General features: G+C 46.8%; 14 protein-coding genes. 2 read left to right on the top strand and 12 right to left on the bottom strand.

Going from position 1 to position 11,145, the window contains the following annotated elements; all coding sequences use genetic code 11:
• Positions 1–79 precede the first annotated feature (79 nt).
• Positions 80–412 (bottom strand): MarR family winged helix-turn-helix transcriptional regulator, encoded by a 333-nt coding sequence (locus AB1L17_RS02070; protein WP_412842919.1) that lies wholly within the window; start codon positions 410–412, stop codon positions 80–82.
• A gap of 174 nt (positions 413–586) precedes the next feature.
• Here AB1L17_RS02070 and AB1L17_RS02065 point away from each other — a divergent pair, with 174 nt between their 5' ends.
• Both AB1L17_RS02065 and AB1L17_RS02060 read left to right on the top strand, forming a co-directional pair.
• Positions 587–1,822, top strand: a complete 1,236-nt coding sequence (locus tag AB1L17_RS02065; RefSeq protein WP_412842920.1) for a sensor histidine kinase — start codon at positions 587–589, stop codon at positions 1,820–1,822.
• Positions 1,819–2,502: a response regulator gene (locus AB1L17_RS02060; protein ID WP_412842921.1), complete on the top strand. Its 684-nt coding sequence runs from the start codon at positions 1,819–1,821 to the stop codon at positions 2,500–2,502. Before AB1L17_RS02065 ends, AB1L17_RS02060 begins: the two co-directional genes overlap by 4 nt.
• A gap of 11 nt (positions 2,503–2,513) precedes the next feature.
• Here AB1L17_RS02060 and AB1L17_RS02055 read toward each other — a convergent pair whose 3' ends face one another.
• From AB1L17_RS02055 to AB1L17_RS02005, 11 genes are all read right to left on the bottom strand, one after another.
• Positions 2,514–3,014, bottom strand: coding sequence for a hypothetical protein (locus AB1L17_RS02055; RefSeq protein WP_412843287.1), 501 nt, complete (start codon positions 3,012–3,014; stop codon positions 2,514–2,516).
• Positions 3,015–3,215: 201 nt separating this feature from the next.
• A complete protein-coding gene (locus AB1L17_RS02050; protein WP_412842922.1) occupies positions 3,216–4,742 on the bottom strand; it encodes a two-component system sensor histidine kinase NtrB in 1,527 nt (508 codons plus the stop codon).
• Positions 4,743–5,108: 366 nt separating this feature from the next.
• Entirely contained in the window at positions 5,109–5,399 is a 291-nt protein-coding gene (locus AB1L17_RS02045; RefSeq protein WP_412842923.1) for an antibiotic biosynthesis monooxygenase family protein, read from the bottom strand.
• A gap of 84 nt (positions 5,400–5,483) precedes the next feature.
• Positions 5,484–6,392 carry a hypothetical protein gene (locus AB1L17_RS02040; protein WP_412842924.1) on the bottom strand — a complete coding sequence of 303 codons (909 nt, stop codon included), beginning with the start codon at positions 6,390–6,392 and terminating at the stop codon, positions 5,484–5,486.
• A 95-nt stretch (positions 6,393–6,487) separates the two neighbouring features.
• Positions 6,488–7,150, bottom strand: coding sequence for a thiamine phosphate synthase (gene thiE, locus AB1L17_RS02035; RefSeq protein ID WP_412842925.1), 663 nt, complete (start codon positions 7,148–7,150; stop codon positions 6,488–6,490).
• Between the two features lie 3 nt (positions 7,151–7,153).
• A complete protein-coding gene (locus AB1L17_RS02030; protein ID WP_412842926.1) occupies positions 7,154–7,777 on the bottom strand; it encodes a thiamine phosphate synthase in 624 nt (207 codons plus the stop codon).
• Complete coding sequence (locus tag AB1L17_RS02025; RefSeq protein ID WP_412842927.1) at positions 7,761–8,123, bottom strand: hypothetical protein; 363 nt, start codon at positions 8,121–8,123, stop codon at positions 7,761–7,763. The genes AB1L17_RS02030 and AB1L17_RS02025 overlap by 17 nt, the downstream gene beginning before the upstream one ends.
• An 83-nt stretch (positions 8,124–8,206) precedes the next feature.
• The gene (locus AB1L17_RS02020) at positions 8,207–8,338 is read right to left on the bottom strand and encodes a hypothetical protein (RefSeq protein WP_016743522.1); all 132 of its coding nucleotides are present in this window, start codon (positions 8,336–8,338) and stop codon (positions 8,207–8,209) included.
• Positions 8,339–8,393: 55 nt separating this feature from the next.
• The gene (locus AB1L17_RS02015; RefSeq protein ID WP_412842928.1) at positions 8,394–8,810 is read right to left on the bottom strand and encodes a DUF3054 domain-containing protein; all 417 of its coding nucleotides are present in this window, start codon (positions 8,808–8,810) and stop codon (positions 8,394–8,396) included.
• Positions 8,811–8,904: 94 nt separating this feature from the next.
• Positions 8,905–9,495, bottom strand: coding sequence for a GNAT family N-acetyltransferase (locus tag AB1L17_RS02010; protein WP_412842929.1), 591 nt, complete (start codon positions 9,493–9,495; stop codon positions 8,905–8,907).
• 113 nt (positions 9,496–9,608) lie between these two features.
• Complete coding sequence (locus AB1L17_RS02005; protein WP_412842930.1) at positions 9,609–11,135, bottom strand: tripartite tricarboxylate transporter permease; 1,527 nt, start codon at positions 11,133–11,135, stop codon at positions 9,609–9,611.
• Between the last annotated feature and the right edge of the window lie 10 nt (positions 11,136–11,145).

The raw sequence follows: 11,145 nt of genomic DNA, 5'->3' as shown, positions 1-11,145 counted from the left end.
AATAGTTCTTATTACGAAATGATCGAGGAAGCCCAAGACCAACATTTCGCCAAGCGAAATATCGAGGGGTGAAACAATTTTAGACAGTCTGTGAATTTCCCCATTTCACGTCGCGTTGTTGGTAAACACGCTCAGTCAGTGACACCCACACAATTCGGCGGTCAGATTGGTCGCGGAACCTGCGTACCAGGCCTTCCTGCTCCAACCGGTTAATAAGACCCGAGGTTGTGCTGTAAGAAAGACCGACGCTTTTACTAATGTCCCCCATCGTTTTTGGCCCGTTTCCAAGCTGCTCCAGAATCAAGACTTGCTGCCAAGTGACATCACTGGTATCCAGCTCTTGCTCAGAAATCGTGGTAAACAAGACACTTGCTTCCTGGAGGAGCTTTGCCAACTGAATCAGTTCTTTCATGAGAACCTCCCTTGCCATCCTTCTTAACCACTACTTCACCCATAACTAATCGTTTATTTCCCAAAAATAATTCTACTTAAATTGTATATGTAGTGAAGTCTACCTTAGGGTAGATTTCTGACAAGGATTTATCTATCTAGAGATAGACGACAACGCATGCTAGAATGAAGTTAAGTGATTATCCGGCAGAGAAAGAAGGACTTCTCCTTGTTCAAGATAATGATGAAAGCCATTCAAAAACGTTTATTGATCATGTGGTTTTCCATCTTAATCGTGTTAGCCTTACTACCTGATTCGTTTAAACGGGAAACACCATTGCAGTTTTCTCTTACCATTGTACTATTTCTTTTTTACCTTGTGGTATTTTGGACTTCCAAGAAAAAATGGAAGCCTTTCCAATTTGAGTTAGTGACAGTTGTTCTCGGTATCGTGTCCTTGCTGAAGTCCCTCATCTTAGGTGGAGAAGGCTTTGGTTTAATGCTACCACTCGCTGTTTTCATCGGATTTCATATTCATGGACGCCGTGCTTTGGCCTATGCTACCTTTTTTGGAACGTGCAGTACTCTTTTTTTATATTTTGAAGAAAATCTGAAATTCACGCACATCATCTCTTACATTCTCACCTATGTGGGCTGCTATATTGGTGCACGTGGCTATCGGATCCAAACAGAAGCATACGAAACCAATCAACAGCACCTGGAGCAGCTGCAACAAGCACATACAGAGCTACAGGAGGCACACTCACAGCTTCAAGAAGCCGCCCTTCATTCCCTTCAAGTCGCAGTTCTTGAGGAACGAACGAGAATTGCCCGCGATATTCATGATGCTTTGGGCCATAGTCTGACTTCGCTCATCGTCCAGCTTCATGCGTTGAAATACATGCTCCAGAATGGGCCTGACAACGCACAAGAAGCCGTACGAAACATGCTGGGAGTTGCCAAGCAAAGTCTGGATGATATTCGCACCTCTGTCCATACACTGGCTCTGGATAAAACCTCCCTGGGACTAACGCCATTACGGGCGCTTTTGTCGCAGGCTCAAAAGCATACAGGCATCAAAATGGAGCTGATATGTTCTGATCTAGACATCCCGCTCTCTCAGGAAATGACCATTACCTTTTATCGAATTTTACAAGAAGCAATCACTAATTCGTTGCGACACTCTGACGCTAAGGAAATCCTCGTCATAATAGAACAAAAGAATGATATCCTTTTGTTATCAATTCGCGACGATGGAAGCATTACGAGTGACCAAAAAATAAAACCTGGCTTTGGCCTTACTGGCATATCTGAACGGATCAAAATATTGAATGGAACTCTCGCGTATCGCATTCGAGAGCCCCACGGTTTTCAACTCGATTTCAGCTTTCCGTTACGCCAGACTGAGCCTGAAAGGAGCATGCGAACATGACGGATAAACATAAAAAAGGAACCATTCGCGTGGTCCTTGTTGATGACCAAACCATGATCCGCCAAGGCTTGGGCTACGTCATTCAGATGCAATCAGATATGGAAGTAATCGGGGAAGCATCCGATGGAGTAGAAGCAGTAGAATTGATTGGCTCCCTCGCACCAGATGTCGTGTTGATGGATGTCCAGATGCCCAACAAGTCCGGAATTGAAGCGACAAGAGAAATCATGCTGCAGCACCCCCGAACAAAAGTATTGATTCTTACAACGTTTGACAATCACAATTATGTGGTAGAAGGAATTCGCGCCGGTGCGGTCGGCTATATGCTCAAGGATGCCGATTCACAGGAGATGCTGGACCTGATTCGTAGAGCCCACCAGGGTGAGGCCATGTTTCACACTGTTACAGCTGCAAAAGCCCTTGCAGAAGCATTGCAAGGTCAGCGAGAGACACCTGATACGCTTACATCGCATTCAGTCTTATTAGATGAGTTGACGGATCGAGAGCTCGATGTCCTTCAGCAGATTGCAGACGGCTACCGAAATGATCAGATCGCGCAAAACCTGTTTATCTCAGAAGGAACAGTCAAAACACACGTTCATCGGATATTGCAAAAAATGGGTGTCGAGGATCGCACACAAGCAGTAGCAAAAGCTCTGCGACACAAAATCGTGAAATAAATCAGACATCTTCAGGCAGGAGGACTAAGTGGAATGAAATTTCCATCCTCCTGCTTTACTATTATGGAGATGCCAGCCCAAAGCTCAGTGTTAAACATAGCTTCATATACGGCAGCCGCTGCTTTTTTCGTATCGATGACCCGACAAATAACAGCCAGTGTCCTCTCGCTGTCTTCACCCCCGTCACTGTGACCGTTGCCTGTCCTTCCCAAGCATTCGTCCAGCAGCTGTTCGATCAGATAACGCATCTCGATCTCAGACTCGCACAAATGCGCAAAACGAACGATTATCTGATGTAAATCGTCAACCCTCATCGCTTCATACCCTTGCTCTTTCATTTCTTCTGCCCAGCTCTGCAAAACCTCGTCAGGTCTACCCTCAACCTGCTCTGCTACGACAGAAAAATGGTCGCCGACTTCCCCCACCTTCCCGTAATGAACGGTGTAAAGGTGCTCTGTTTCATCATACCAAACCTCCCAGTAGCTCCACCTCTTCTCGTTTTTTTTCAGCATCCGTATCACCGTCGTTCAACTCCGTTCAATTGTAACCGTTTTGTAAATTATTCCACTGAACGACAGTCTTTGACAACAACTTACAAAAAGATTGATTCGAAAGACTTGCAACTTTTTCGATAATAGGACTATCTACTTATTTAGGTATAAAAAAAGACGGATAATGGATCCGTCTACAGTCACATTAATCTTTTCGTATTTTTAGGAAAGGGAGAGAGGCAAACGAATCTCAAAACGAGCTCCCTTCAGCTTAGGAGAGTTTTCAGCAAAAATTTCGCCACCATGATCCGCGATGATTCGTTGTGTCGTAGACAAGCCTAACCCCGTCCCCTCCTGCTTGGTCGTATAAAAAGGAACGAATAAGTTTTGCAAGCATGACTCTGATAAACCAGGTCCGTTGTCTTCTACAACAATCACTACTTGATTGATAGAGGAGTACACTTTTACATGAACAAGGTTGCCTTGGGTCATCAAAGCTTCTAGCGCATTTTTCAAGATATTCAGGATGGCTTGCTTAATTCGCGAACGATGGCCGAATACATGCCATTCTCCTTGAGCAATTTCCAGCTCAAGCTTGATTCCTCTTCGATTCGCTTCTGGCTCCAGTAAACGAATGACTCCATTCAACTCGTCCATCACTAAAAAACGCTCAGATACGATCTTGTCATCCCTGTACCGGGCCAAAACAAGGACATCGTTCAATAGCCCATCAATCCGTTCAATTTCGGTTAATATGACAGAAAAATAAGATTCGCTACGATTTGCTTCTCCTTGCTCACGCAACAATTGGATGAAGCCTTTTATCGCTGTCAGTGGATTCCGAATCTCATGTGCCATCCCAGCGGCTAGCTGTCCAACTGCTGCAAGTGCTTCCCGTTTATTTAGCTCTTCTTCGTACTTTTTGCTTTCTGTGACATTCCGCAGAACCGCGATGGCTCCCCACATCTCACCATCGTAATAGATAGGACTCGTACTAACCGTCGTCCATTTTCCGCTGTATTCGGCTACATAATGGCCGGACTGCCCTCGTTCAATCACCCATTGGACAAATCGCTCGCTTGCATGGGGGCGAAACGCCTGATCAATGTTTTGACCAATGATTTGATTCCGATCTACCCCAAACAAATGGCACACCGCATAGTTCGCTTCAATGACTCTTAGCTGGCGATCGATCATCAAAACCGCAATATCGCTGGACTGAAGAACCAATTGAACAAGCTCTTGCTCAGCGAGCATCGTAACATGCTCTCCACTGGCGATGATTGGAGAGGAAGATGGTACTTTTTCTACCATAAATGGCTGTGTGTTTTTGTTGAAGACATCGTCCAGTTGATTCAAGATGTAGTCCATTCCTTGATAGAGGCGAAGCTGTCCTTGGTAAAGCTCTACTCGCTCCATTTCCGTCTGAGCGAGAGAAAATGCGTCATTGTTCATTTCTTCAATAACGATGTCTCGACATTTGCGCAAAAATTGCTGCAAATACGTAAGATTCATTCCATGCAACGAAAAATTATACGCAATCTCACCTAATTCCCGCTCGAATGCATAAATGTCCCTAACTTTGACCACTTCGATCCATTTCGTGATTTGCTGAATAAACAAAGCCTCTGTATATTCGCGGTCTTCTAGAAGCAAAGCAGAGTAATGATGATCTGAAAGAAAGGAAAACGTCTTGGCCACCGCCGCAGGGACCAAATGAGTAAGATACTTACTTATTCGATTTTTCAAAACACTCTGGCTCCTTTTCTCCGTGCTTCATTGAGGCTATTTTTCCAAGTATGTATAGGCTCTATTATGGACGTAAATGAGACAAGATGTAAAGCGGCTTGATGATATCCTGGTGCAGAGAATAGCACCATCCAATCAGGTTCTCTTCTTATCCTTACAGACAAACAATCTCGGCTAGCATCCTAATATCGCGCGCTTTCTATTGCCAACTATGTACGCCTCCACCTCCTTATCACGTTTGAGTGAAAACGCTTTCCTACCATTTTCTATCATATCATGATCAAGCATAAAAAAGTAAAGGATGTTTATTATTCAATCATCCAAAAAGCATTTGCCCCCATAGAGATAGAGACAAATGCTTTCGCTTTATGAATGGGCTTTGACAGCGTAATTGCGCAAATCGGATTTTACCGGGCTATTTTGGTTGGTTCCTGTATGTGCGCGTTTGAAAGCCTCGCTTTCCGTCCAATTTTTGAACGATTCCTCGTCCGTCCACTTTGTAAAGACGATGTATTCGTCCCCTTCTGTCGGTGCGAGGAAAAGGAATTCCAGAAAACCAGGAACCTCCTTCATCCGTTCTCCCCCATTACCAAATGCGCGTTCCAAGTGGGATTGATAGTCTGCTGGTACAGTCAGTCTGTTCATGGATACATACATGATGGTCACACATCCTTTTCATTGGGTTTCTCTACCAAGTCCATTATACTACTACTTTGGCGAAAAAACGAAAAACCGCAAACGCTATTCGCGCCTGCGGTTGATTTGTTGCTCAAGCATGATGTCCATCAGGAGTGTATCCTGCAAGGGATCTTTGGGGTCAATGGTCAAAAGGGCAGCGACAGCCGCCATCGCGCAACGAACGGATTGATAGGAGTAAAAGGCGTCCCGTTCTGCTTCGCTGAACAAAGATAGATCCGATCGTTCTTGCGTCGGGTAAGGAAAATCGGTCTCTACACCAGCGCGATCCAGAACGATTAACGCCTGTTTAATCGCAATCAATGCTGCACTCACACTGATGCCGTATTCTTGGCGAAGATCGTCCCACACCTGAAAGGCTGATTTTTCTACCCTTTCCTGATTGGGGCGCGTGATAATGCCAGTTTTGCGCCCTTCCTTCAAAAGCCACTCTACAAAAATGTCGTTACGTGGCGGGAAAGCGTATACTTGCAGCTTCATTTCTAGCTCTGTCGGGTTATCCTTGGCAAAACGCGCGTGAGCCAACGACATCTCGTAACGCCGTGATGGATGCCCAGGAACAGTGACAAAAACAGTATCTTGACGCACGGCTGCGATTTGCAGCTTGGTTCGTGCGGGTATTCTTCCTTGAGGTGCCTTTTCCCTGCGCATATTACCTGGAATCAATTCTACTCCGAATTGATGGTACTCCAACGGGGAATCAATCCAAGGGATGGGCTCTTTCGACTGTATCTCGTATAGCCCGTTAAACGTCACCCATTCGCCCGGGCGGCGCTGACTGCGAAGCAAAACAGCATGACATTCCTTTTCTGGTGGCAAATCCGTATCTTGATCCTCCGGTGGGGGATGGATTCGCTTATGTTTGATCAATATGCAGTCGGTCATGAACAATCGCTCCAGCAATTCCCTTTTGCTCACCCATTCATATCCGATGCGGTAAATCCGATTTTTCATCGGCTTCACCTCCTTTTGGTCGCCAGTATTGCACAATTCTACACGGATGTGTGTTTAATTTTACCCTACCATATGTAATCGGCGCTTTGTCCGTGCTAACTTGATCGTACAATCCGCTGTAGCGCTTGCGCTGCTTTTTCAGGTGACTCGGCATGGCTGATCGCACTGATAATCGCGACTCCATCGGCCCCTGCAGCAATCACTTGGGAGGCATTTTCCAATGTGATCCCGCCGATCCCAACGATAGGCAGTTGCGTTCCGACTGCCTTGCGAATCTCCTCTAGCCCAGCAGGTCCGATAGGCTCGCCAGCATCTGCCTTGGAACGGGTAGCGTACATCGCCCCAACACCAATACAATCAACGCCGCCGTTTTGGGCAACGAGCGCCTCTTCGACAGTACCTGCAGAAACACCGATATACATCTCGGAACCAACTTTGGCTCGTACCTCAGCCAATTGCATATCATCCTGCCCGACATGGATGCCATCTGCTTGCAATCGAATAGCCAGATCCACATCGTCATTCACAAAAAATACGGCATCATGGTCACGGCATAGCTGTTGCAGCTGCCGTCCCAGCTCGTATTTTTCTTCAGCAGTCAGCTTGCTTCCTTTATCTCGAAGCTGAAGCGTCCCCACTCCCCCGCGTAGTGCTTGTTCCACGATTTGTACGGTCTTTTCGCTGGAATACCCACAATCCTGCGTACCAACGACGAAGTAAACGCCCATTTTTTCCCGAAGTCTTTGTATATCTCGCATGCTCTACTTTCCCTCCCATCGATCCAATGCCTTACGATAAGCCAGTGCTGCTGCTTTTGCATCACTTGCTTCGGTGATCCCTGACAGGACAGCAATGCCCGCGCAGCCTACATCCAAAACTGGTGCGACCAGCTCCGGCGTGATGCCTCCAAGTCCGATGATCGGTATGTTCCATTCGAGCGTCATTTGATTCAGTTCCGCAGTTCCTCTTGGCGCGAGACCTGGCTTCGATCCACTCGCAAAAATATGCCCGTATAGCAAATAATCTACCTTGGCCGCGACAGCTAACTGCGCTTCCATCGTAGAATGGACGGAGCGTCCTATTTTTTGACCGGGCTTCAGTACCAATCTCGCTTGTTCCGGAGACAAACTATGGTAAGCCAAATGGGCACCGGCACACCCTGACGAAGCGGCCACGTCAACCCGATCATTTACGATCAAGGACGAGAGCGGAATGACATTCGCCAGAGCTTTTACCCAATCCATACATTCCTTTGCCGTACGCTGCTTTTCACGAATATGTAAAAAGTTCATGCCACCTGCATAAGCAGCTTCTGCCATTCGCAATACTTCGTCAAGCGAATGCCGACCGCTTGTAATCACATGTAACTCACGAGTGCTTGACATCAGGCTGGACACCGCCTCCAGCAAGTGCCGTCACACACTCCTGCAACCATTGAGTCGTTCTGTCTTCTTGGTCCGTCGGAGACTGAGCCAACAGCTCAACAACTAGCCTGCGCAAGAAAAATGCTTGTTGCACGGTAAGTGGAAAGGTAATATTTTTCGGCTTCGTTTCCTGTTTTTCCAGTGTTTCCACTCCAGCCAGCAAAATATCACCGATGGACTCCACAAGTTCACGTACCTGTTCATTTTGTTTCAATTCGTCGTAGCAGCCATCATATAGTCTGCACAAAAGTAAAAACGCCTGTGACGACAAGGTCACCGGCTGTACATTCTGCATCGGTTCCGTCATACGTTTCCCTCCACTCGCTAGAAAAAAACAAAATCTATTATATCACATCATGACCCATATTCATTAAGAAAACCGCTGAGAGCTCAGCGGTCTTTTGCAGTACCTTCATTCCGGTCATTATGGTTCGATTGTCGCAAATTGGTGTTGCGATCATTCTCATTCAGCGTTTTGCCACGGTTTTTGCCGAGGTCCTTGCTGTTGTTGTTCTTTCCCAATTGATTCACCTCCTATGTCGTTCATAGGATAGCGTAACCAATTCGGGTCACATTATTAGCTGGTGACTAGACGTCTGTTTCGTTTGTAAATTGCGTAACCGATGGCGAACGGTACACGCCAACCGAGCAAAAACGCGAGGGTAATGAAATAAGTGACACTCGTAAAAATAAGTGTAATCGGTACACCTGTCCACCAAGAACGAATGATCAAGCCGATTGGTGCGGCTACCGTCCATGTAAGAAGCACCGATAATAATTGTCGTCCGGCAGATTCGTACGTTCGCTGTCCGTAGCTCTTGAAAAGCACAATCGCAATGATCCACCCTACTAGGAACGGGGCCAATGTTTCGAGTATCCCTAAAACTGTGACCGGATAGTTATGAATGATTTTTCCGTAATAAACAAAAAGCAGAAAGGCGATCAGATCCCCGAGCAGCAATAAATAGCCAGGCGGTGACAAACGCAGTCTCATGTATACCCTCTTTTCCGGGTCTTGTCAGAGTAAACCCTCTTGGTTCACCCCTATTGTACACATGCGCTGAACGCCCTTCAATCAATCCAAGCCTTTATTCACCAAACAGCAACAATTGCAGATTTTGCTTGGCTTTTGGCCATTCACGATCGAGTATGCTGAAATATACCGAGTCACGAATGTAGCCATCAGGCATGACCATGTGATTGCGCAAGACACCTTCTCGAATGCCACCGATTCGGGCAATGGCGCGTTGCGAATTCACATTTCGCGAATCTGTCTTGAGCTGCACGCGAATACATCCCAATTGTTCGAAGCAGTGGCGCAGGAGAAGCCATTTACATTCTGTATTCACTCCCGTTTTCCAAACCGACGGGGTGAGCCACGTAAACCCAATTTCCAATCCGCGATCCTTTTTCGATATCCCCAAGAACCTTGTACTTCCAATGACTCGCTCATCTGATTGGCGAATGATAACGAACGGCAGCTCTGTTTCGGCTTGTTCATTTTTCAACGCCTGCTGTATAAAAGCCTCGGCATCTTCCCTCGTCCTTATTTTCGTGGACATATGGGGCCAAATCTCTTCATACGCTCCTGCTTCCCAGATTCCGTCCACATGGGTAATTCTAAGCGGCTCCATTCGGACGAGCTTGCCTTCCAAGATTACAGGTTCAATCTTTAACATGTCTGTCTCTCCTCTACTGTTCTGCCGCAGCCTTTAAGCAGTACAGCTTCCCGAAATTTTTCCAATGATACGGGCATGAGAGGATTCTGTCAAGCAAGAAAATTGAACGGATGCTACGCTTCTTCACTAATAACGACTTGCTTCCCTCTACGCTTTAACAGGATAGGGATCAGTAACCACAGGAGCGCGCATACGAGAAAAGCAGCGGACAACGGCTTCGTAAAGAAGATGGAAAAGTCACCATTCGAAGTGGTCAATGCTCTTCTCATATTATTTTCAATCATTGGTCCCAAGACAAGACCGAGTACGAGCGGAGCCAGCGGGAAGTCGTTTTTCGTCAAGAAATAGCCAGCTACACCACAAATGACGAGCAAGATCAGGTCAAAGGTACTGATCTGCACAGCGTACACACCGAACACGGAAATCGCGATAATTAACGGAATCAAGAAATGCGACGGTGTTTCAATAATTTTTGCAAACACTTTAACTAATGGCATGTTCAAAATCAACAGCATCACATTTCCGATAAACATACTCGCAATCAAGCCCCAAGCAATCTGCGGATGATCCGTGAACAAGAGCGGGCCTGGTTGTACGTTATACATCAGTAATGCCCCCATCAAAATGGCTGTTGTACCAGACCCAGGAATACCCAACGTCAACAGAGGTATCATCGCACCGCCAGAAGCAGCGTTGTTTGCAGACTCCGGGGCAGCTACGCCTGCAATCGCACCTTTTCCAAAGCGACTAGGATCTTTACTCAGCTTTTTCTCAAAAATATACGAGAAGAATGAGGCAAGGGTGGCACCCGCACCAGGTAGAACACCAATGAAAAACCCGAGCAAGGAACCGCGTGTAATCGGTCCGGCACTTTCCTTGAGGTCTTGCTTGGTAGGAAGTACGCGCCCCACTTTAATAATATCCTTTGACGATTGATCGTCTTCGAGGATTGTCTTGAACACTTCTCCAAGCGCAAACAACCCAACCGCTATCGTGAGGAACTCAAGGCCTTGGTACAAATCGGGAATATCGTAGGTAAATCTCGCTACACCTGAGACAGTGTCCATCCCGATTGTCGCAAGCAAGAGTCCCATGACTGTCATAATAAGGGCTTTGGTCATCGATTTCCCCCCAAGTCCGCTTACCGCACACAAGCCCAGCAGCATGAGGGAGAAATATTCGGCAGGGCCGAATTTCAAAGCCAGATCAGATAATGGATCAGCCAAAAACACGAGGGCAATTAACGCCACAAGCCCTGCGACAAAAGAACCGATGGCTGCAATCGACAAAGCTGCGCCAGCACGTCCCTGTTTGGCCATCTGATATCCGTCCAATGTCGTAACAACCGAGGAGGATTCACCCGGAGTATTTAACAAAATCGAAGTAGTGGAACCACCGTACATCGCGCCATAATAAACCCCGGCCAACAAAATCAGTGCGCTGGCCGCCGCACTTTCTGGGGGTAATCCAGAGGTCAGGGAAGCCGTTACAGGCAGTAACAGCGCGACTCCGCTCATCGGACCAATACCGGGAAGAACACCTACCGCGGTACCGATCAGGACGCCAATAAATGCAAAGACAAGATTATGCCACTGTAAGGCAACAAGAAAACCGTCCGCCAAAAATTGCATTGCACTCATGCTATCGTAT

It is taken from the genome of Brevibacillus jepli (genome assembly GCF_047229145.1).
Taxonomy (GTDB): domain Bacteria; phylum Bacillota; class Bacilli; order Brevibacillales; family Brevibacillaceae; genus Brevibacillus.
Note: the sequence above shows the minus strand (reverse complement) of the source record. Positions and strands in the feature narration are given on the sequence as shown.